This is a genomic window from Streptomyces sp. NPDC127100 (assembly GCF_042724095.1).
Taxonomy (GTDB): Bacteria; Actinomycetota; Actinomycetes; order Streptomycetales; family Streptomycetaceae; genus Streptomyces.
The window spans coordinates 24478-46100 of record NZ_JBHXFL010000038.1; the positions used below are offsets into that span (position 1 = coordinate 24478).

The 21623-nt window shown below is 71.0% G+C and carries 22 protein-coding genes; 4 read left to right on the forward strand and 18 right to left on the reverse strand.

Annotated features, from left to right (window positions below; genetic code table 11):
• Positions 1–166 precede the first annotated feature (166 nt).
• From tatC to ACFWJB_RS27480, 10 genes are all read right to left on the reverse strand, one after another.
• Complete coding sequence (gene tatC, locus ACFWJB_RS27435; RefSeq protein WP_385458414.1) at positions 167–1072, reverse strand: twin-arginine translocase subunit TatC; 906 nt, start codon at positions 1070–1072, stop codon at positions 167–169.
• Between the two features lie 92 nt (positions 1073–1164).
• Positions 1165–1446 carry a Sec-independent protein translocase subunit TatA gene (gene tatA, locus ACFWJB_RS27440; protein ID WP_385458415.1) on the reverse strand — a complete coding sequence of 94 codons (282 nt, stop codon included), beginning with the start codon at positions 1444–1446 and terminating at the stop codon, positions 1165–1167.
• Between the two features lie 266 nt (positions 1447–1712).
• Positions 1713–1907 (reverse strand): hypothetical protein, encoded by a 195-nt coding sequence (locus ACFWJB_RS27445; RefSeq protein ID WP_385458416.1) that lies wholly within the window; start codon positions 1905–1907, stop codon positions 1713–1715.
• Positions 1908–1955: 48 nt separating this feature from the next.
• The gene (locus ACFWJB_RS27450) at positions 1956–2189 is read right to left on the reverse strand and encodes a hypothetical protein (protein ID WP_361577975.1); all 234 of its coding nucleotides are present in this window, start codon (positions 2187–2189) and stop codon (positions 1956–1958) included.
• Positions 2190–2245: 56 nt separating this feature from the next.
• A complete protein-coding gene (locus tag ACFWJB_RS27455) occupies positions 2246–3331 on the reverse strand; it encodes a helix-turn-helix transcriptional regulator (RefSeq protein WP_386925486.1) in 1086 nt (361 codons plus the stop codon).
• A 17-nt stretch (positions 3332–3348) separates the two neighbouring features.
• A complete protein-coding gene (locus ACFWJB_RS27460) occupies positions 3349–4302 on the reverse strand; it encodes a helix-turn-helix transcriptional regulator (RefSeq protein WP_385458418.1) in 954 nt (317 codons plus the stop codon).
• 126 nt (positions 4303–4428) lie between these two features.
• Entirely contained in the window at positions 4429–4800 is a 372-nt protein-coding gene (locus ACFWJB_RS27465; protein WP_328428862.1) for an FKBP-type peptidyl-prolyl cis-trans isomerase, read from the reverse strand.
• Between the two features lie 58 nt (positions 4801–4858).
• Positions 4859–5860, reverse strand: coding sequence for an FKBP-type peptidyl-prolyl cis-trans isomerase (locus ACFWJB_RS27470; RefSeq protein ID WP_385458419.1), 1002 nt, complete (start codon positions 5858–5860; stop codon positions 4859–4861).
• 155 nt (positions 5861–6015) lie between these two features.
• Positions 6016–7377: a Pup--protein ligase gene (gene pafA, locus ACFWJB_RS27475; protein WP_055416065.1), complete on the reverse strand. Its 1362-nt coding sequence runs from the start codon at positions 7375–7377 to the stop codon at positions 6016–6018.
• Between the two features lie 9 nt (positions 7378–7386).
• Positions 7387–8646 (reverse strand): MFS transporter, encoded by a 1260-nt coding sequence (locus ACFWJB_RS27480; protein ID WP_385459680.1) that lies wholly within the window; start codon positions 8644–8646, stop codon positions 7387–7389.
• Between the two features lie 107 nt (positions 8647–8753).
• Between ACFWJB_RS27480 and ACFWJB_RS27485 the strand changes: the two genes are divergently transcribed.
• Positions 8754–9764 (forward strand): LacI family DNA-binding transcriptional regulator, encoded by a 1011-nt coding sequence (locus tag ACFWJB_RS27485; protein WP_385459641.1) that lies wholly within the window; start codon positions 8754–8756, stop codon positions 9762–9764.
• 120 nt (positions 9765–9884) lie between these two features.
• On the opposite strand, the gene prcA is transcribed toward ACFWJB_RS27485, so the two are convergent.
• The 5 genes from prcA to arc all read right to left on the reverse strand — a co-directional run bounded on the left by prcA (position 9885) and on the right by arc (position 15677).
• On the reverse strand, positions 9885–10646 hold the full coding sequence (gene prcA, locus ACFWJB_RS27490; protein WP_386925490.1) for a proteasome subunit alpha: 762 nt from the start codon (positions 10644–10646) through the stop codon (positions 9885–9887).
• A 66-nt stretch (positions 10647–10712) separates the two neighbouring features.
• A complete protein-coding gene (prcB, locus tag ACFWJB_RS27495; protein ID WP_351019907.1) occupies positions 10713–11558 on the reverse strand; it encodes a proteasome subunit beta in 846 nt (281 codons plus the stop codon).
• A gap of 214 nt (positions 11559–11772) precedes the next feature.
• Positions 11773–11991, reverse strand: a complete 219-nt coding sequence (locus ACFWJB_RS27500) for a ubiquitin-like protein Pup (protein WP_016325855.1) — start codon at positions 11989–11991, stop codon at positions 11773–11775.
• A gap of 178 nt (positions 11992–12169) precedes the next feature.
• Positions 12170–13681, reverse strand: coding sequence for a depupylase/deamidase Dop (gene dop, locus ACFWJB_RS27505; RefSeq protein ID WP_386925493.1), 1512 nt, complete (start codon positions 13679–13681; stop codon positions 12170–12172).
• Positions 13682–13910: 229 nt separating this feature from the next.
• Positions 13911–15677 (reverse strand): proteasome ATPase, encoded by a 1767-nt coding sequence (gene arc / locus ACFWJB_RS27510; RefSeq protein WP_385459648.1) that lies wholly within the window; start codon positions 15675–15677, stop codon positions 13911–13913.
• A gap of 245 nt (positions 15678–15922) precedes the next feature.
• Between arc and ACFWJB_RS27515 the strand changes: the two genes are divergently transcribed.
• The gene (locus ACFWJB_RS27515) at positions 15923–16228 is read left to right on the forward strand and encodes a ferredoxin (RefSeq protein WP_385459650.1); all 306 of its coding nucleotides are present in this window, start codon (positions 15923–15925) and stop codon (positions 16226–16228) included.
• Between the two features lie 72 nt (positions 16229–16300).
• Here the strand turns inward: ACFWJB_RS27515 and ACFWJB_RS27520 are convergent, their stop codons facing one another.
• The 3 genes from ACFWJB_RS27520 to ACFWJB_RS27530 all read right to left on the reverse strand — a co-directional run bounded on the left by ACFWJB_RS27520 (position 16301) and on the right by ACFWJB_RS27530 (position 19757).
• Entirely contained in the window at positions 16301–16879 is a 579-nt protein-coding gene (locus tag ACFWJB_RS27520; protein WP_385459652.1) for a hypothetical protein, read from the reverse strand.
• A gap of 272 nt (positions 16880–17151) precedes the next feature.
• Entirely contained in the window at positions 17152–18054 is a 903-nt protein-coding gene (locus ACFWJB_RS27525) for a tRNA (adenine-N1)-methyltransferase (RefSeq protein ID WP_384253267.1), read from the reverse strand.
• 122 nt (positions 18055–18176) lie between these two features.
• Positions 18177–19757 carry a site-2 protease family protein gene (locus ACFWJB_RS27530; protein WP_385459654.1) on the reverse strand — a complete coding sequence of 527 codons (1581 nt, stop codon included), beginning with the start codon at positions 19755–19757 and terminating at the stop codon, positions 18177–18179.
• Between the two features lie 173 nt (positions 19758–19930).
• Between ACFWJB_RS27530 and ACFWJB_RS27535 the strand changes: the two genes are divergently transcribed.
• Positions 19931–20914 carry a RecB family exonuclease gene (locus ACFWJB_RS27535; RefSeq protein ID WP_385459656.1) on the forward strand — a complete coding sequence of 328 codons (984 nt, stop codon included), beginning with the start codon at positions 19931–19933 and terminating at the stop codon, positions 20912–20914.
• A 14-nt stretch (positions 20915–20928) separates the two neighbouring features.
• Positions 20929–21600: a response regulator gene (locus tag ACFWJB_RS27540; protein WP_385459658.1), complete on the forward strand. Its 672-nt coding sequence runs from the start codon at positions 20929–20931 to the stop codon at positions 21598–21600.
• Positions 21601–21623: the final 23 nt, after the last annotated feature.

Below are 21623 nucleotides of genomic sequence, written 5' to 3' on the forward strand. Positions count from 1 at the left end.
GTACTTTCGAGCGTACCGGGCCCCACTGACAACAGGACGATCTTTATCCGACCCGCGCCCGGATACCGGCGTCACGTCCCCGATGTGATGTTCGTCCCGGTGCGCCGTACATGCGGGAGGGGCCGGACGGTGATCCGTCCGGCCCCTCTCCCGTACCGCTGCCGGGTCAGGTCACGTCGTCGTAGCCGTTGTACCGGGTCGACGGCGTGCCGTCGACGGCACCGCTCGCCTGCTGGGGCAGGGCCCGCGCCGCCGTCACGGGTTCGACCTCGTCGACCGGTTCCGGCGTGAGGTCGAGCTGTGACGCCTCGTCGTCGTCGAGTTCGGCGTCGCTGTCGGCGCGGCGGCGTCGCTTGTCGTTCAGCAGGGCGAACCCGACCGCCATGAAGTACAGGACGACGATCGGCCCGGCGAGGGCGATCATGCCGACGGGGTCGGTGGTGGGTGTCGCCACGGCGCCGAAGACGAAGACGCCCATCACGACGCCACGCCACCAGCCGGCCATCCTGCGCCCGGTGACGGCACCGGCGAGGTTGAGCATGACGAGGACCAGGGGCAGTTCGAAGGCACCGCCGAAGATCAGGATCATCCGGACGATGAAGTCCAGGATCTTGTCCATGGGCAGGATGTTCGCCGAGCCGTCGGGCGTGATCCCCAGCAGCACGCGCATGCTGATGGGCATGATCGTGTAGGCGAGCCACCCGCCGCCGAGGAAGAGGGGTACGGCCGCCGCCACGAACCAGTACGTGTACTTCCGCTCGTTCTTGTGCAGACCCGGCGCCACGAAGGCCCAGAGCTGGTAGAGCCAGACCGGGCTGGAGAGGACGATGCCCGCCATCAGGCACACCTTCACCGTCGTGGTGAAGGGGGACAGCAGGTCGGTGTAGGCGATGACGGCGCAGGCGCCTCCGGTGGACTCCCCGAGACCTTCGGTACAGCGCGGCACGGGGTCCATGAGGAAGGTCATCAGCTGCTGGCTGTAGAAGACAGCCGCCACGGTGACGACCGTGATCGCCAGCATGCCTTTCGCGAGCCGGTTGCGCAGCTCACGCAGGTGCTCCACGAGGGGCATCCGCCCCTCGGGATCCTTCTCTTTCTTGCGGGCAGACTTGAGCAACCCACGTCCTCATCTCGTGCGGCGGGCCGGTCCTCACCGGCCCTGCGTCAGCGCTTGGTCGTGTCCGTCGGCTCGGTGACCGGGCGGGAGCTGGTCACGTCGCCGGGGGCGGCCTGGATGGTGCGCTGCGTCGCGGACTGCTCGGGGTTCGGCGGGTCGGCGGGGGCGGCGGACTTGTTGTCGTCCTTCATCGCCTTGGCCTCGCTCTTGAGGATGCGCGCGGACTTGCCGAGCGAGCGCGCCATGTCCGGAAGCTTCTTCGCGCCGAACAACAGGACGATGACGACGAGGATGAGAATGATCTCGGGGGCGCCGAGCCTTCCGAACATAAGTCTTTACCTTCTCACCGAGGCGGCTGGGTGGGGGTGCTGTGCGACCCGTTGGACAGGTGTCCGACCGATCGTCTCGTGCAGCGATCGTAACGCTCAGGGGTGAACGTCAGGCAATCCCCGTGCGTACTCCCGTCCGCGTCCGGGCCTCGTTTTCCGGAGCGCGATCAGCAGCGTACCTCTCGGAACCTGCGTGGTGACAGGGCGAAGTCGCCCCGAACGCGGCTCTCGGCACCCGCCGGGTCACTCCCGGAATGGGGCCGGACTCACAGGGCGTCCGCGGAGCGGGCGGCGCTCTGGGCGGCGCGCTCCAGGTCCGCGGCGGCCCGGTTGATGCGGGACGCCGAGTCCGTCACCTGCCGTCCCAGCCTCTGCGCCTCGACGAACACCCGTACGGCGCACACCGCGAGAACGGCGAGACCCAGGAAACCCACGGCAACCGCGAACATCGGCCAGAACATGACACCGAGCCTAGTCCGTCCCGCGGGCCGGTCGTGAACGGCGGCCGGTCACACGGTGGAGTGCAGCCGCAGGGTCCTGACCCCGCCGCCCGTGAGCAGCTCCACGATCCGCTCCCCCGCGGGCTTGCGGACGGCGGACCCGCACTCGGGGCACGTGAAGGAGTAGAACGTGGTGCGGCTCGTGGCGCCGATGGCCAGGCGCAGGGCGCTCGCGGCGAGTTCGAAGCGGCCCCGGCAGTCCGGGCAGCCGGCCCGGAAGACGACCGGGGAGACACGTCTCATGCCGGCGAACGCCGAGGCCGCCGTCACGTCCGGGAGACCGGGTCCCGTCACCTCGCTCACCGCGCCCGCTCCGGCCTGTCGTACCGGTCCGGTCCGCCGGCCTCCGTGGGCCCCGCCCCGGTCGCCGGTGCCGGCCCCGCACCGTGCGCCGCGACGGCCTCGATCCCGTCGTAGGCGGCGAGCGCCTCGCGGGCCGCCTGCCGGGCGCTGCCGGCGAGCTCGGGCGGGGACACGATCCGGCCGTCGCGCCCGAGCCGGAGCGCCAGCCGTCGCAGGGACGCCGGGTCGGGCGTGCGCAGGGTGATGCGCAGGCCGCCGTCGGGCAGCTCCTGCGCACTGTCGTGCGGGTAGTACTCGGCGACCCAGCGTCCGCCCGGACCGACCTCCACGACGACCTCGGGGTCCTCGGCGGCCGGCTGCACCAGCGCCTCGGACAGGTCCCGCAGCTCCACCTCGGGTGGCGCGGCCGGCTCGTCCAGGATCCGGATCTCGGCGACCCGGTCGAGCCGGAAGGTGCGCCGGGCCTCGGAGCGGCGGCACCAGGCCTCCACGTACGTGTGCCCCACGCTGACGAGGCGGATGGGGTCGATCTCGCGCTCGGTGAGCTCGTCGCGGGCCGGGGAGTAGTAGCGGATCCACAGGCGCCGGCGCTCGGAGATCGCCCGGTCGACGTCGGCGAAGACACCGCCCTCGGACTCGAAGGTGACGGACAGGCGCGAACTGGCGCCCGCGGCCTCGCCCGCCGCCGTCTCGACCTTGGCGGTGGCCCGCAGCAGCGCCTGCCGGTCGCTCTCGCGCAGGCCGGGCAGGGTCGCCACCGCGCGGGCGGCGACGAGCAGCGCGGTGGCCTCGTCGGCGGCGAGCCGCAGCGGCTCTGCCGCGTCGGCGCCCAGGGCGGCCGGGTTGTGCCACCAGATGCGCTCGCCGTCGGTGTCGATGTCGAGCAGATCGCCGCCGCGGAAGCTGGTGCCGCACATGGGCAGCACGTCGAGGTCGGAGACCAGCTCGTCCTCGGTGATGCCGAAGGCACGCGCGACGTCCTCGACCCGGGCGCCGGGACGCTCGCGCAGATACGTCACCAGGGACAGCATCCGTCGGGTCTGGTCGATGGCGTTCACGGGCCTGACCGGTTTGCCTGCCACTGTGTTGTCCGTCCCCCTCAGCCCTTGGCCACGGCGCGCAGCCGGTCCACCACGTCCGCACGCAGCTCCGCGGGCTCCAGGACCACCACGTCCGGCCCGAACTCCACCAGCCAGGCGTCCAGGCCGTGCCCGTACGGAATCTCCAACTCGTCCCAGCCGTCCCCGCGTTCCCGCACGGCGGTGGCCTTCGCCCGAAGGGGGTAGCCCGCGCCCGTCCGCAGCCGGATCAGCGCCGAGCGGTCGGCGGTCTCCCCCGCCCAGCTCGCGACCGTCTCACGGACGGTGACGACGTCGGGAACGGGAGCGGTGAACCGCGCGCCGCGCGAGCGCACCTTGCCGGTGATCCGCGACAGCCGGAAGACCCGCTCCGCGCCGCGGTCGCGGTCGAAGCCCGCCAGGTACCAGTGGCCGCGCCAGCACTCCAGGGCCCATGGCTCGACGTGCCGCGGCTCGGGCTGCGCCGCGTTGGCCTTGCGGTAGTCGAAGAGGACCGGCCGGCGGTCGCGGCAGGCCAGCATCAGCGGCTCGAAGGCGGCCTCGTGCACGGGGATGCGCGGCTCGAGCGCGCCGTGCGCCTCGTACGGGTCGACGTCCTCGGGCAGCCCGGCCGCCCGCAGCTTCTGCAGCGCGCCACTGGCGGCGCCGGCGAGCCTGGCCTGCTGCCACACCTTGGCGGCGAGCCCGAGGGCCGCGGCCTCCTCGGCGTCGAGGGTGATGGGTGGCAGGCGGTTGCTGTCGCGGCGGGCCAGGTACCCGATCTCGCCGTCGAGGCCCTCGACGGTCTCGATGACCAGGCCGAGTTCCCGCAGGTCGTCCTTGTCCCGCTCGAACATGCGGTTGAAGGAGTCGTCGGATCCCGCCTCGAGGTAGGCCTCGATGGACTCACGCAGCTCGCGCTTGCTGAGTGGCCGCCGCGTCCCGAGCAGACACAGCGCCAGGTTCATCAGCCGCTCGGCCTTGGCAATGGCCATCGACGCCCTTCTCCCTATGGTGCTTACGACGGATGACCGTACCGCCCCGCGGTGGCGCGGCAAAAGCCGAGGGCCCATGCCCGACCAGGCATGGGCCCCGGATGACCGGCTTCGATCGGACGTCGGTCAGACTCCGAGCAGATCGACGACGAAGATCAGCGTCTCGCCGGGCTGGATCGCCGGGGTCGGGCTCTGGTTGCCGTAGGCGAGGTGCGCGGGGATGGTCAGCTGGCGGCGGCCGCCGACCTTCATGCCCTGCACGCCCTGGTCCCAGCCCTTGATGACACGGCCGCCACCGAGCGGGAAGCGGAACGGCGCACCGCGGTTCCAGCTGGCGTCGAACTCCTCGCCCGTGCTGAAGGCCACGCCCACGTAGTGGACGGTCACGGTCTGGCCGGCCTGCGCGACCGGGCCGTCGCCCTCCCAGATGTCCTTGATCTCGAGGTCCGCCGGGGGCTCGCCGCCGGGGAAGTCGATCTCGGGCTTGTCGATGCTCACGTGTCTGGCTCCTGCTTGTCTGCGGAAAGGCAACGCCCAAGTCTTACATCCCGGCGGGTCACATCGAAGCGAGGATGTCGACCGAGAACACCAGCGTGGAGTCCTTCTCGATGCCGCTGCCCTGCGGCGGGTTGTCGCCGTAGCCCAGGTCCGGCGGGATGACGATGAGGACGCGGCTGCCGACCTTCTTGCCGGTCAGGCCCTGCGACCAGCCCTTGACGACCTGCTGGAGCGAGAAGGACGTCAGCTGCTTCCTGCTGTACGTCGAGTCGAACTCCTTGCCGCCGTCCCACACGACGCCCTTGTACTGGACGAGCACGGTGCTCTGCGCGCCGACCTCGGGGCCGTCGCCCTCGATGACGTAGTTGGCCACGAGCTTCTTCGGCGCCTGCGTGTCGGGCACCTCGATGGAGGGCGCCGCGCCGTCGGTGTTCGTGCCGACCTCGGGCAGCGCCGCGTCGTCCTGCGGGACGTCCTTGCCCTTGGCGGAGCTCTTGGCGTTGAAGGTGTCCTTCACGTCGACCACGAACACGAGGGTGTCGGTGCCCTTGATGCCCGCCTGCTCGTTGCCCTGTTCGCCGTAGCCGTAGGTGGGCGGCACCGAGAACTCGACGCGGCTGCCGGTCTTCTTGCCGGCCAGCGCGTACCGCCAGCCGTCGATGATGCTGCCCTGCGCCAGCTGGATGACGATCGGCGTCTTGCGGTCGTAGGAGTTGTCGAAGACCTTCGCGCTGGACCAGATCTGGCCCAGGTAGTCGGCCACGAGGAAGTCGTTCTCGGCGACCGCCTTGCCGCCGCCGGCGATCACCGTCTTCACCGCGAGGTCCTTGGAGGGCTCACCGCTGCCCTTGGCCACGGTCGGCTTCTCCCCGAACTTCGTGCCCGCCGTGATCGCCGGCAGCGGGCCGTCGACGATCTTCGGGCTCGGAGCGGCGGACGTGGCCGACGCCTGGGGCGTCGCGCTGTCGGTGGCCTTGCTCGAGCCGGAGTCCTCGTCACCGCATGCGGCGAGCGTGACCAGTCCGGCGGGAACGGCGATGAGGAGTGAGCGTCGGCGCACGGTGGGGGCCTCGTATCGGTATCGGTATGGGTCGATCTTGCTTGTGGCGTGCGCGCAACTCTACGACGTGAGAAGGGCACCGTACGGCTAACGTACGGTGCCCGTGTGGCGTTCCGTGCCCTTCGGGCGCGGAACGCCTTCCCGGTGCGTCCGGATCACATTCCGGCGATCAGCTTCTCCACCCGGTCGTCCACCGAACGGAACGGGTCCTTGCACAACACGGTGCGCTGCGCCTGGTCGTTGAGCTTGAGGTGGACCCAGTCGACCGTGAAGTCCCGGCGCTGTTCCTGGGCCCGCCTGATGAAGTCGCCGCGCAGCCGGGCCCGAGTGGTCTGCGGCGGAACCGACTTGCCCTCGAAGATCTTCAGGTCGTTGGCGACCCGGGCGGCCTGACCCTTCTTCTCGAGCAGGTAGTACAGGCCACGACGGCGGTGGATGTCGTGGTAGGCGAGGTCTATCTGCGCGACCCGCGGGTGGGACATGGTCATGTTGTGCTTGGCCCGGTACCGCTCGAGGAGCTTGTACTTCATGACCCAGTCGATCTCGGTGTCGATGCGGTCCAGGTCCTCGGCCTCGATCGCGTCCAGCGTGCGGCCCCACAGCTCCAGCACCCGCTCCACCGTCCCGGTGCGGATGCCGCGGCGCTCGCAGAAGTCCACGGCCTTCTCGTAGTACTCCCGCTGCACCTCCAGCGCGGAGGCCTCCCGGCCGCTGGCCAGGCGCACCTTGCGCCGCCCGGTGATGTCGTGGCTGACCTCGCGGATCGCCCGGATCGGGTTCTCCAGGGTCAGGTCGCGCATCACCGTGCCCGCCTCGATCATGCGCAGCACCAGGTCGGTGGCGCCGACCTTGAGCAGCATGGTCGTCTCGGACATGTTGGAGTCGCCCACGATGACGTGCAGGCGCCGGTAGCGCTCGGCGTCGGCGTGCGGCTCGTCGCGGGTGTTGATGATCGGCCGGGAACGGGTGGTCGCCGAGGAGACGCCCTCCCAGATGTGCTCGGCCCGCTGGCTGACGCAGTACACGGCACCGCGCGGCGTCTGCAGCACCTTGCCGGCGCCGCAGAGCAGCTGCCTCGTCACCAGGAACGGGATGAGGATGTCCGCGAGCCGGGAGAACTCCCCGTGCCGCGCCACCAGATAGTTCTCGTGGCAGCCGTAGGAGTTTCCCGCGGAGTCGGTGTTGTTCTTGAAGAGGTAGACGTCGCCCGCGATTCCCTCCTCGTGCAGGCGTCGTTCGGCGTCCACCAGGAGTCCTTCGAGAATGCGCTCGCCCGCCTTGTCGTGGGTGACGAGTTCGATCACGTTGTCACATTCGGGTGTCGCGTATTCCGGATGTGATCCCACGTCGAGATAGAGGCGGGCCCCGTTGCGCAGAAAGACATTGCTGCTGCGGCCCCATGACACGACACGGCGGAAGAGGTACCGCGCCACCTCGTCAGGCGACAGGCGGCGCTGTCCCCTGAACGTGCACGTGACGCCGTACTCGTTCTCCAGCCCGAAAATGCGGCGGTCCATGACTGAACATTACGCCTGATGACCCGAACTGAAACGGGGTTCGACGGCACGGTTCGGATCATTTTCCGATGAAGCGGCAACCACCGCTCCCCGGGCCGGAGCTGCGAGGACCCGTCCCGTGCACGCCAGCACGAGCAGGGACACCACGCCGGCCGCCCCCGGCACGGCGAAGCCCCACAGGGCCCCGCCCGCCTCGACGACCGGTCCGGCCAGGCCCGTACCCACCGAGGCCCCCACGGTGAACGTCGTCACCAGCCAGGAGAAGGCCTCCGTCACCGTGCCCCGCGGCGCGTGCCGGTCCACCAGGACGAACGCGCAGGCGATGCACGGCGCGAGGAAGACACCCGCGACCGCGGTGAGCAGCACCATGGCGACCGTGCCCGGCATCAGCATCAGCGGCAGGTAACACACCGCCAGAAGGGCCACCAGGAGCCTCAGTCGCCGCGCCGGGTCCCCGGCCCACTGCCGGGCCCCGTAGACGGCCCCGCCGACCAGCGCGCCGAGCCCCAGGGCGGCCATCAGCCAGCCGTAGACGGCGTCACCGCCGTGCTCGTCCGCGTAGGGCACGGAGGCCACGGTGATGGACCCCAGCGCCATCCCGATGAACAGGAAGGCCCCCAGCAGGGCCAGCAGCCCGGACGACCGCAGCGCGCCCAGCCAGTGCGCCTCGCGCGGAGCCGACCGCCACGCGCGCGAGGGTGGCGACACGACCACCGACAGGGCACCCAGCACACCCACCGCGTTCAGCACGAGCAGCGCCACCAGGGGCGACCACAGCGACACGCACACCGTGACGAGCAGCGGCCCGACGGTGAACATGACCTCCTGCGCCACGGCGTCCATGGCGTACGCCGTGTGCACCTGGCCCTCCTCGCGGAGCACACTCGGCCACAGCGCCCGCAGTCCGCCCTCCAGCGGGGGCGTGAACAGTCCCGCGGCACCCACGGCCGCGTACGCGAGCGCCGCCTGCCCGGTACCGGCGAACGCGAAGACCGCCATGGCCAGCCCCGACAGCACGGCGGCCGGCAGCTGCACCCGGGGCTGCCCGTGCAGGTCGACGAGCCGGCCCAGCACGGGCTGCCCGACGGCGTTGGCGACGCCGTACACGGCGGCCAGCGCCCCCGCGAGGCTGTACGAGCCGCCCTCGGCCCGGACGAACAGCACGATCGCGATCGCCGCGGTGGCGTTGGGCAGCCGCCCCACGAGCGTGCCGACGAGCAGCCGTACGGCGTGTCGCGCCCGGAGAATGTCCAGGTATCCGGCGACCACGACCCACCCCCTTCGCATGGGACCTCGATGAGGTTTTACGTATAACTTCCGCCGTCATACGTACCATGTCGGCTGTTCACGAGTCCAGACGAAAGCGCAGGCGAACGGTGGCACGAGGCAGCACCCGCCCCACCAGCCGGGACGTCGCCCAGGCCGCCGGCGTCTCCCAGGCAGCGGTCTCCCTGGTCCTGGGCGACAAGTGGCGCGGCCGCGTGTCGGAACCCACCGCCCAGCGCGTCCGCGAGGCCGCCCACGCGCTCGGCTACCGCCCGAACCTCGCCGCCCGCAATCTCCGCCTGGGCCGGACCCGCACGGTTCTGCTGGTCGTCCCCGCGCTGACCACCGAGTTCTTCGCCGGCGTCTACACCGGCGCGGCGCGCGTCGCCGCCGAGCACGGCTTCGGAGTGGTCCTCTACCCCTCCCCCGAGGGCGTCGGGCCCGCCCGGGACCCCTTCGCCTCCGCCCAGGCCGCCCTGGACGGGGTCATCGCGTCCTCCATGGCCGCCGACGCGCTCACCGCCATCCGCGGCGACCAGCTCCCGCTCGTCATGCTGGACAGCGACCCGGAGGGCAGCCTGGGCGCGGCGACGGTCAACCTGGACATCGCGGACGCCATCCGTCAGATCGCGGAGCACCTGCTGTCGCTGGGCCACCGCCGTTTCCTGCACCTGGCGGCGGACGTCCCGTCCTGGACGTTCGAGGTCCGCGCGCGGGAACTCGCGGCGCGGCTGGAGGCCGTCCCCGGCACGACGCTGCGCACCGCCAGGGCCCGGATCTCGATCGAGGACGCGCTGACGGCCACGGAGGCCGCGCTCGCGGGCCCGGGCCCCCGTCCGACGGCGCTGGTCTGCGACGACGACAAACTGGCGGCCGGCGCGTACAAGGCGGCCCGGCGCGCGGGACTGCGCGTCCCCGACGACCTCTCGGTCACCGGCCTGGACGACCTCGGCCTGGCCACGGCCATCGACCCCGAGCTGACGACCGTCCGCCTGGACGCCGAGCTGTTCGGCGAACGGGGGATGCGGGCGCTGCTGGCGGTTCTGGAGGGCGGGACCCCGGAGGCCGGCGACATCCCGGTGAACCTGGTCGTGCGGGGCTCCACGGCGCCACCCCGGTGAGGCGCCCGGCGCCGGGTGGGTGACGCGCGGGCCACCGCACGCGCTACACGCACCCCCGCCGAACCCGCACAGGCCGCCGTGGGCGTCCCACGGCGGCCGACGGCAAGGGCACCGGCGTGCCTACTCCTCGTCCCCGTCCTCGTTCCCGGACGTGGCCTCGGACGCGGTCCCGCCCCCGCCCGCTCCCCCGTCCAGGAGCCGCGACAGCTGACCCCCCACGATCCGCTTGAACTTCCGTTTCTGCGGCCGCGTACGGTCCAGCACGGCGACCTCCAGCCGCTCCGCCGGGATCTCCCGCTCGCTGCCGTTGGTGTCGCGGGACAGCGCCTGCACCGCCAGCTTCAGCGCCTCGGCCAGCGTCATGCCGTCCCGGTGCCGCTGGTCCAGGTACCCGCTGATCTGCTCCGCGTTGCCCCCGACCGCGACCGAGCCGTGCTCGTCCACGATCGAGCCGTCGTGCGGAAGCCGGTAGATCTGGTCGCCCTCGGGGCTCTCCCCGACCTCGGCGACGACCAGCTCGACCTCGTACGGCTTCTCGGCCGAGCTGGAGAAGATCGTGCCCAGCGTCTGGGCGTACACGTTGGCGAGCCCCCGGGCCGTCACGTCGTCCCGGTCGTAGGTGTAGCCCCGCAGGTCGGCGTACCGCACACCACCGATGCGCAGGTTCTCGTACTCGTTGTACTTGCCGGCGGCCGCGAAGCCGATCCGGTCGTAGATCTCACTGAACTTGTGCAGCGCACGGGACGGGTTCTCGCCGACGAACACGATGCCGTCGGCGTACTGCAGCACGACCAGGCTGCGGCCACGGGCGATGCCCTTGCGGGCGTACTCCGCCCGGTCGGCCATCGCCTGCTGGGGTGAGACATAGAACGGCGTCGACACCGGTTATCCGTCCCTTTCTGTCGAAGTCACTGGACCACTTGTCATCCGCACGGCGAGGCCCTGCCGCTACAGCAGCGCGGCCCGCGGGCCGTCGGGCTGCTCCAGCCGCCGGTCGAGGACCGAGCGGGCGAGCTGCGAGCTCTCGTCCTCGGTCAGCCGGCGGAAGCCGTCCTCGGTGATCACAGTGATGATCGGATAGATCCGGCGCGCGACGTCGGGACCGCCGGTCGCCGAGTCGTCGTCCGCCGCGTCGTACAGCGCCTGGACCACGAGTGTCGTGGCCTCTTCCTCGCTCAGGTCCTCGCGGAAGAGCTTCTTCATCGCGCCGCGCGCGAAGATCGATCCGGACCCGGTGGTCGCGTAGTGGTGCTCCTCGGAGCGCCCGCCCGTGACGTCGTACGAGAAGATGCGGCCCCTGCCGCGGTCCACGTCGTAACCGGCGAACAGCGGCACCACGGCCAGCCCCTGCATCGCCATGCCCAGGTTGGAGCGGATCATCGTCGACAGGCGGTTCGCCTTGCCCTCCAGGGACAGCTGCGCGCCCTCGACCTTCTCGAAGTGCTCGAGCTCCAGCTGGAAGAGCTTCACCATCTCCACGGCCAGACCCGCCGTGCCGGCGATGCCCACCGCCGAGTACTCGTCGGCCGGGAACACCTTCTCGATGTCCCGCTGCGCGATCATGTTGCCCATGGTCGCCCGCCGGTCACCGGCGAGCACGACGCCGCCGGGGAAGGTCACGGCCACGATCGTGGTGCCGTGCGGCGCCTCGACCACGCCCTGCACCGGCGGCAGCTGCCGGTTGCCCGGGAGCAGCTCGGGCTGGTGCTCTCCCAGGAAGTCCATGAACGAAGAGGACCCGGGCGTCAGGAAGGCAGCTGGTAGACGCCCGGTGCTACGAGTGTTGGCTTCCACGCGATTCCTTCCAGGTATGCGTCTGCTGTGCCACGGACCCTACCCGCCTGGCGGCGGTGATCCACATACTCGGCGGGAACCACGGAACGAACACCACGGCCCCCCGTTTTCCGGCCGCGCGCGGCACGGCTTCCACCGCACCGCGCGCGACACTCGTCCTGCTCGTCCGTCCCTCGTCGGCCCTCGGGCCCACGTGTCCAGGGGAGGGACAGGCCTACTGGCCGCCCTTCTGCACGAAGGAGCGCACGAAGTCCTCGGCGTTCTCCTCGAGGACGTCGTCGATCTCGTCCAGGACGGAGTCGACGTCGTCGCTGAGCTTCTCCTGGCGCTCCTTGAGGTCCTCCGACGCCTGCGCGTCCTGCGCCTGCTCCTCGACCTCCTCGGTGGAACGCGTGGCCTTCTGCTGCCCGCCGCCGGTGTCCTTGGTCGCCATAACCCTCACCCCGCTCGGTTCGCCCGACACAGTTGCTCGGTCAAGATCAGACCCTACAAGCCGGGTCCGACATCGGCCCCGCAGTTTCCTCAACGTGCGGGGGTCATCTCGATGGTTCCCGGACGCGGTGACTTTCACCCTGTCCGGCGGTCGTCTCCCGGGTACCCGCTCGGCGCCGTCACCCGCCGGACAGGACCCTGACCAGGTCGTCCGCGGTGCGGCAGCGGTCCAGGAGCTCCTTGACGTGATTACGCGTTCCGCGAAGCGGTTCCAGGGTCGGCACCCGCTGGAGGGAGTCCCGCCCCGGCAGGTCGAAGATCACCGAGTCCCAGGAGGCCGCCGCGACGTCGTCCGCGTACTGCTCCAGGCAGCGGCCGCGGAAGTACGCCCGGGTGTCCTCCGGGGGCTTCGTACGGGCCCGCTCGACCTCGGTCTCGTCCAGCAGCCGCTTGATGCGGCCGCGGTCCACCAGACGGTTGTACAGGCCCTTGTCGGGCCGTACGTCGGCGTACTGGAGGTCGACCAGGTGCAGCCGGGCGGCGTCCCAGTCCAGGCTGTCCCGGCGCCGGTAGCCCTCCATGAGCTCCCGCTTGGCGACCCAGTCCAGCTCGCCGGCGAGGCTCATCGGGTCGTTCTCGAGACGGTTGAGGGTGTCCTCCCAGCGGCCCAGGACGTCCTTGGTCTGCTCGTCGGCGTCCGCGCCGTACCGCTCCTCCACGTACTTGCGCGCCAGCTCGTAGTACTCCATCTGGAGCTGCACCGCGGTGAGGGTGCGCCCGCTGCGGAGGGTGATCAGGTGCTGGAGGGACGGGTCGTGCGAGACCCGGTGGAGGGTGCGCACGGGCTGGTCCACGGCCAGGTCGACGGCGATGAAGCCGTCCTCGATCATGGACAGGACCAGGGCCGTCGTGCCCAGCTTCAGGTAGGTCGAGATCTCGGACAGGTTCGCGTCGCCGATGATCACGTGCAGGCGGCGGTACTTCTCCGCGTCGGCGTGCGGTTCGTCGCGCGTGTTGATGATGGGCCGCTTCAGCGTCGTCTCCAGGCCGACCTCGACCTCGAAGTAGTCGGCGCGCTGGCTGAGCTGGAAGCCGTGTTCGTGCCCGTCCTGGCCGATGCCGACGCGGCCGGCGCCGGTGACGACCTGGCGGGAGACGAAGAAGGGCGTCAGGTGGCGCACGATGTCCGAGAAGGCGGTCTCCCGCTTCATCAGGTAGTTCTCGTGCGTGCCGTAGGAGGCGCCCTTGTTGTCGGTGTTGTTCTTGTAGAGGTGGATCGGCCTGGCGCCGGGCAGCTGGGCCGCCCGTTCGGCCGCCTCGGCCATGATGCGCTCGCCGGCCTTGTCCCACAGCACGGCGTCCCGCGGGTTGGTGACCTCCGGCGCGCTGTACTCGGGGTGGGCGTGGTCGACGTAGAGCCGTGCTCCGTTGGTGAGGATGACGTTGGCCAGGCCGATGTCCTCGTCGGTGAGCTGGCTGGAGTCCGCCGCCTCGCGGGCGAGGTCGAAGCCTCGCGCGTCCCGCAGCGGGTTCTCCTCCTCGAAGTCCCAGCGGGCCCGGCGGGCCCGGTGCATCGCCGCCGCGTAGGCGTTGACGATCTGGGACGAGGTGAGCATGGCATTGGCGTTGGGGTGACCGGGGACGGAGATCCCGTACTCCGTCTCGATGCCCATTACTCGCCGTACGGTCATGCGGCCCTCCTTGCCCGGCGGCGCCCTCGGTCGTGGGCGCCGCTCACGTGGCGCTCCGGTGCGTGTGCGGTGCCCGTCCCCGCACTGCGCGACTCGGCGGTACGGAAGAGCCTAGAACGCCTCTGCGCTGGTGGGGAGATCATTTGCCTCATTGCCTTGCTCCAGCCGTGGCCCCCAAAAACAGTCGGCTGCGGGTACCCGCTGAGGGCACCCGCAGCCGCCCTGCCTTTTACAGGTACTGACCGGTGTTCGCCACCGTGTCGATGGAGCGTCCGGTGTCCGCGCCCTGCTTTCCGGTGACGAGCGTACGGATGTACACGATCCGCTCGCCCTTCTTGCCGGAGATGCGGGCCCAGTCGTCCGGGTTGGTGGTGTTGGGCAGGTCCTCGTTCTCCTTGAACTCGTCCACGCAGGCCTGGAGGAGGTGGGAGACGCGGAGACCCTTCTGGTTCTTGTCGAGGAAGTCCTTGATCGCCATCTTCTTGGCGCGGCCGACGATGTTCTCGATCATGGCGCCGGAATTGAAGTCCTTGAAATAGAGGACTTCCTTGTCGCCGTTGGCGTAGGTGACTTCCAGGAAGCGGTTCTCCTCGGATTCGGCGTACATGTGTTCCACCGCCGTCTGGATCATGCTCTGGACGGTGGCCGCCTTGTCCTTCTCGTGCTCCAAGAGGTCGTCCTCGTGGAGCGGGAGGCGCTCGGTGAGGTACTTGCCGAAGATGTCCTTGGCCGCTTCGGCGTCCGGGCGCTCGATCTTGATCTTCACGTCGAGCCGGCCGGGCCGCAGGATGGCGGGGTCGATCATGTCCTCACGGTTGGAGGCGCCGATCACGACCACGTTCTGCAGGCCCTCCACACCGTCGATCTCGGCGAGCAGCTGCGGGACGATGGTGTTCTCCACGTCCGAGCTGACACCGGAGCCGCGGGTGCGGAAGAGGGACTCCATCTCGTCGAAGAAGACGATGACGGGGGTGCCCTCGCTGGCCTTCTCCCGAGCACGCTGGAAGACGAGGCGGATCTGCCGCTCGGTCTCGCCGACGTACTTGTTGAGGAGCTCGGGTCCCTTGATGTTGAGGAAGAAGCTCTTGCCGGCGGCCTGGCCGGTCACCTCGGCGACCTTCTTGGCCAGCGAGTTGGCGACGGCCTTGGCGATGAGTGTCTTGCCGCATCCCGGGGGCCCGTAGAGCAGGACGCCCTTGGGCGGACGCAGCTCGTGCTCCCGGAAGAGGTCCGGATAGAGATAGGGGAGCTCGACCGCGTCGCGAATGGCCTCGATCTGTCCGCCGAGGCCACCGATCTGCTCGTAGCCGATGTCGGGGACCTCTTCGAGGACGAGTTCCTCGACCTCGCTCTTGGGGACGACCTCGTAGACGTATCCGGAGCGTGGCTCGAGCAGGAGGGCGTCGCCGGGGCGGATGGTGATGCCCCGCAGCGGCTCGGCGAGCCGGACCACGCGCTCCTCGTCGGTGTGCCCGAGCACGAGGGCGCGCTCGCCGTCCTCGAGGATCTCCTTGAGGGTGACGATGTCGCCGACGCTCTCGTACTCCATGGCCTCGACCACGTTGAGGGCTTCGTTGAGCATCACTTCCTGGCCGCGCCGGAGCTCCTCGAGCTCGACGCTCGGGCTGACGTTCACCCGGAGTTTGCGGCCGCCGGTGAAGATGTCGGCGGTGCCGTCCTCGTTGGCCTGCAGGAACACGCCGAAGCCCGCCGGTGGCTGGGCCAGCCGGTCGACCTCCTCCTTGAGGGCCACGATCTGGTCGCGGGCCTCGCGGAGCGTGCCGGCGAGTCGCTCGTTCTGGGCGGACACGCCGGCCAGGTTGGTCTGCAGCTCGACGATCCGCTCTTCGAGAATTCTCGTGTGCCGCGGAGAGTCGGCGAGCTTGCGTCGCAGGACGGCGATCTCCTGCTCAAGGTAGGCCACCTGCCCGGCCGGGTCCTCGGACCCGCGTCCCGGGCGGATGCCGCGGTTCATGTCGTCGTCGTGGGCTGCCACGGTCCTCACCTCCTCCAAGGGGAGCTGGACGCTTCCAGACCCTACCTGGGTGGGTGTCGATTGAAACCCCTAGATCACAAAGACTGCGGGGTGTGTCCGATCTTCACCCTTGCGCTCTCCCTCACGCCAGGGGAATACCCACGGAACGTGACGGGAACCCAGGCGGGGGTAGGGTCGAAGCGTTCAACACCCGTCAGAGCTGGCCGGATTCCCGACCGGTTCGACGCAGGAAACGGCAGGAAGCAATGAGTGTGCAGCAGGAGGCCGGAGTCGACGGCGAGGCTCTCGAGGTCTGGATCGATCAGGACCTGTGTACCGGTGACGGCATCTGCGCGCAGTACGCGCCCGAGGTGTTCGAGCTGGACATCGACGGTCTGGCCTACGTCAAGGGCGCGGACGACGAGCTCCTGCAGGCGAAGGGAGCGACAACGCCCGTGCCGTTGCCGCTCCTGACGGACGTGGTCGACTCGGCGAAGGAATGCCCCGGCGAGTGCATCCATGTACGTCGCGTTTCGGACAGGGCCGAGGTCTACGGTCCGGACGCAGAGTGACCGAACTGTGACGTAGCACCACGCACGGTGACCATAACGGTGGGGTCAGGTCACGCGTGGGGGCCCTGTCGTTCAGACGGTCCGTGCCCGGGACGGCGTGTCGCGGACGAACGCGCCGTTCTTCCACTGCCACTTCACGTCGTCGGTGACGTCCGGGCAGCAACTGGGCACGTCGGCCGTCGAGTAGCCGAGGAGCGTGGCGAGGACGGCGCCGCCGCGCACCGCGAGGTCGGTGACGGTCCGGCGCTCCTTGGGGTCCACCAGGGTGGCCACCACACGGGACTTGCCGCTGCCGGCGTCCCGGGTGACGACGTAGACGCCGTCGGGCGGGGTGCCCATGGGGGCGTCGCAGTGCACGACGGCCACCGTCTCGGACCGGCCGTCGCCGTCGAGGTCCCCGGACGCCTTCTTCTGCACCAGGGCTTGGACCGGGCCGCAGTCCAGGGGGAACGTGACGGTGGCCGGGTCGGGCGCGGTGACGTGCACCGGGGCGGTCTTCGTCTCCGGTCCGGCGGCCTGGGCCGCTGTCGCGGCGTCGGGCTGCAGGACCGAGGAGAGGGCCACGACTCCGGCGAGAGCGGTGGCGGTGGCGACCCAGTGGATCGGCCGGGTGTGCGTGTGCGACAGGTCCGGAACGGCGGGGTGCTGCACGAGGAGTGTCTCCTGTGAGGGCTGTGCCGGTGGGGGTGGCCTGCATCGTGCCACACGTCACAGTGCGGGGGAACGGCGGGGTGGGTACTCACTCGGGTTCCGCCCGGCCCTCGGGCCCGGACAGCGGCCCCGGCCCCGCGGGCCCGGACCGGGCTCCCGTCGGCGGGCCGCCCGGACAGGAACCTCAACGCGGCGGCGCCGTGGTGGAGTTCCCCGGGATGTGCGGGAACTGCACCACGGCGCCGTTGCGTTGCGGGCGGGAAGGGACCGCGTCAGCGGCCGGAGCCTCCGTCGGCATTGGGGCCGGCGTAGTCCTCGCCGTAGGCGCCCTTGGCGGGGCGGCGGCGGCGCATGGGCGGCTCGACCCCGTCGGCGAGGCGGCGGGCGGTCAGCAGGAAGCCGGTGTGGCCGATCATCCGGTGGTCCGGGCGGACGGCCAGGCCCTCGATGTGCCAGTTGCGGATCATCGTCTCCCACGAGGTCGGCTCGTTGAAGCAGCCGATCTCGCGGATGGACTCGACGGTGCGGGCCAGCTGGGTCGTGGTCGCGACGTAGCAGCACAGGATGCCGCCGGGCACGAGCGCCTTGGAGACGGCCTCCAGGCACTCCCAGGGGGCGAGCATGTCGAGGATGACCCGGTCGACGTCGGCGTCGGACAGGTTGTCCTGGAGGTCGCCGACGGTGAGCTGCCAGGCGGGGTGCGGGCCGCCGAAGTAGCGCTCCACGTTCTGCTGGGCGATCTCGGCGAAGTCCTCGCGGCGCTCGTAGGAGTGCAGCATTCCCTGGTCGCCGATGGCACGCAGCAGGAAGCTGCTGAGCGAGCCGGAGCCGACGCCGGCCTCGACGACGCGCGCGCCGGGGAAGATGTCGGCGAAGGCCAGGATCTGCCCCGCGTCCTTCGGGTAGACGACGGCGGCCCCGCGGGGCATGGACAGGACATAGTCGGGGAGCAGGGGGCGCAGCGCGAGATAGGCGACGTTACCGGTGGTGCGGACAACGCTGCCCTCGGGAGCACCGATCAGTTCGTCGTGGGGGAAGGAACCCTTGTGGGTGTGGAAGTTCTTCCCGGCCTCGAGCGTGAACGTGTAGTGGCGGCCCTTGGGGTCGGTCAGCTGAACCTGGTCCCCGACCTTGAAGGGCCCGCGCCTGCGGGCGGCACCGGTCGGTTCGGACATGTGACCAGCCTACCGGTTCCCTGCCGGGCGATTTACCGGCCGAGGGGCGGGACGACGGTGCGGGGAACGCCGCGGGCGGCGCGTGGTCGCCCACCCGCCTCCCGGCGCCCTCGGGGTCGTGCTCAGCTCGGCCGCGCCATCGCCTTGACGAAGGCCCGCTCCACGTCCGCCGCGGACAGCACGCCGAAGATCTCGCCGGTCTCCTCGACCACCAGGTACTCGGTGGCCGGGGACGCCCGCAGCGCGTCGAGGAGCTCCTCGCCCGACAGCTCGGCCGAGACGCGCATGCCCTCGGTGAGGTCCTGCGCCAGCTCGCTGACCTGGACCCAGGGGCGGCGGTGCTCGGGTACGCCGACGATGGCGGCCTCACGGACCAGGGAGACCGGCCTGCCCTCGGCGTCGACGACGACCAGGGCGCGGGCTCCGGACGCGTTGGCGCGGCGCAGGGCCTCGGAGAGCGGGGTGGCGGCGGGGACGGGGACCGCGCGCCGGGTGAGGGCGCGGGCGCGCAGCTCGGGCAGGTGCTCGCGCAGGCGGGCCATGCGCAGGCTGTTGCCGGCGCCGGTCCAGATGATCGCGGCCAGGATCGCGGCGAGCAGGGCGTCCATCAGGGTGTCCATGCCCACGTTGTCCACGGCGCCGGAGCCGAGCGCGCCGGACTGGGTGAGCAGCGGCAGCCCGATCAGGACGGAGACGGCGAGTGCCCGGCCGACCCAGGCGGCGGCGACCGTGCCGGTCATCGGCTTGCCGGTGACCTTCCAGACGACGGCGCGGAGCATCCGGCCGCCGTCCAGGGGGAGGCCGGGGAGCAGGTTGAAGACCGCCACGATGAGGTTGGAGATCATCAGGCCGGCGAGCAGGACGCCGGGGACGGTGCCCGGCTCGACGGGCAGCAGGGCGAGGTAGAAGACGCCGGCCAGGACCAGGGAGAGCAGCGGGCCGACGAAGGCCAGCACGAACTCGCGGCCGGGGGTCTCGGCCTCCTTCTCGATCTCGGAGACGCCGCCGAAGAACTGGAGCTGGATGCGGCGCACCGGGAGCTTGAAGCGGAGGGCGGCCACGGTGTGCGCCAGTTCGTGGACGAGGACGGAGGCGTAGAACGCGACCGCGAAGAAGAGGGAGACCAGGTAGCGTGCGGCGCCGAGCTCGGGCAGGACCCGGTCGAGCTGGCCGCCGAACACCCAGGTGATCAGCGCGGCGACCAGGAACCAGCTCGGCGCGACGTACACGGGCACGCCGAAGGGCCGCCCCATCAAAAGCCCGCCTCCGGGCTCGGGGCGGCGCTGCGGTGGCCGTCCCGGGCCGGCACCGGTGTGGGCCTCGGAACGGGCGTGGTGGTGGGGTGCCGGGCCCGCCGGCGGGGTGCCGGCCTCCGGCGTGCGGCCGTCGGAATCCGGGTGCTGCGGTGCGGGCGCGTGCGGGGTGTCCTTCCCCGGCTCGTTCCGTGCGGCGGCGTCCTCGGCGGGGGGCCCGTCCGAAGGGGCGGCCGCCGGCGGGTCCGTCCGGTCTCCGGTGTCCTCGCCCTTGCCTACTGTCCGTGACTGTTCCGCGGGGCCCTCCCCCGGGTGCGAAGGCCGTTCCCCGGGCGTGTCGGCAGCCGTGGGCTCCGGGTGCACGGGGTCCGGGGCCGGGGACCCCGCGTGGGGGCCGGCCGGCTCGTCGTTGCCGGACCGCGGGTGCCCGTTCCCGCCGCTCACGTCCACGGTGTCCCCTCGTTCGAAGCGTTTCCCGCGCCTGCGGTGCGGGAGGGTCTGATGTCGATGGTATGCGGCCGTCGCGGCCCCTTCCGCCCCGGCACCCTGTGCTTCCCCGTCCGTCGCGCGGGTCGCGGCCGCGACTGGGTCACTGTCGGTGGCGGGCCGTAAGGTCTGTGGACATGGAGACGAGCATCGAGGATGTCGCGGAGGACGCCGGCGGTCCCGCCCCGGCGGCAGCGGCAGCGGCGGAGACGGTGGACACGCCCCAGGGCGGGTCGGCGGCCGCCGGCCCGCGGCCGCCCGTGTCCGCGGCCGCGGCGCCCGCCTCGCTCTCGCCGTCGCGGGCCGGCGACTTCATGCAGTGCCCGCTGCTGTACCGGTTCCGGGTGATCGACCGGCTGCCGGAGAAGCCCAGTGAGGCGGCGACCCGGGGCACCCTGGTGCACGCGGTGCTCGAGCGGCTCTTCGACGCACCTGCGGCCGAGCGCACGCCGCCGCGGGCCAAGGCACTGATCCCCGGGCAGTGGGACCGCCTGCGGGAGACCCGGCCCGAGGTCGGAGAGCTGTTCGCGGACGACCCCGAGGGCGAGCGGATGGCCGGCTGGCTCGCCGAGGCGGAGCGGCTCGTCGAGCGCTGGTTCACGCTGGAGGACCCGAGCCGGCTGGAGCCCGCCGAGCGGGAGCTGTTCGTCGAGGCCGACCTGGACTCCGGGCTGCGGCTGCGCGGCATCATCGACCGGGTCGACGTGGCCCCCACCGGCGAGGTGCGGATCGTCGACTACAAGACGGGCAAGGCACCCCGGCCGCAGTACGCCGAGGGCGCGCTGTTCCAGATGAAGTTCTACGCGCTGGTGGTGTGGCGGCTGAAGAAGGTCGTCCCACGGCGGCTCCAGCTCGTCTATCTCGGCAGCGGTGACGTGCTCACGTACGACCCGGTCGTCGCCGACCTGGAGCGGGTCGAGCGCAAGCTGCTGGCTCTGTGGGAGGCCATCCGGCTCGCCACCGAGACCGGTGACTGGCGGCCGCGCCCCACCAAGCTGTGCGGCTGGTGCGACCACCAGGCGCACTGCCCGGAGTTCGGCGGCACTCCCCCGCCCTATCCGCTGCCGGTGAGGGCGGCCGAGTCGGGCACCACCGAGCAGGGCAGAATGGGGCCGGACTAGCGAAGGAGACTTACGTGGCCATCCGCGTCCTACTGGTCGACGACCAGCCGCTGCTGCGCACGGGCTTCCGGATGATTCTGGAGGCGGAGCAGGACCTCGCGGTCGTCGGCGAGGCCGGAGACGGCCTTCAGGCTCTGGACCAGGTGCGGGCGTTGCAGCCCGATGTGGTGCTGATGGACATCCGCATGCCGCGGATGGACGGTGTGGAGGCGACCCGGCAGATCACCGGCCCGGAGCGGGACGGTCCGGCCAAGGTGCTGGTCCTGACGACCTTCGACCTCGACGAGTACGTCGTGGAGGCGCTGAAGGCGGGTGCCAGCGGGTTCCTGCTGAAGGACGCCCCGGCCCATGAACTGGTGCAGGCGATCCGCGTGGTGGCGAACGGCGAGGCGATGCTCGCGCCGAGCATCACCAGGCGGCTGCTCGACAAGTACGCCACCCACCTGCCCTCCGGCGACGAGCCGGTGCCGGACACTCTGCACACGCTGACGGACCGTGAGGTGGAGGTCCTGAAGCTGGTGGCGCGTGGCCTGTCCAACGCGGAGATCGCCGCCGACCTGTTCGTCAGCGAGACCACCGTGAAGACGCACGTCGGGCATGTGCTCACCAAGCTGGGGCTGCGCGACCGGGTACAGGCAGCCGTGTACGCGTACGAGAGCGGGCTGGTGCGCCCCGGCGCGCAGTAGGCCCGCGGCAGCCGCCGCCACCG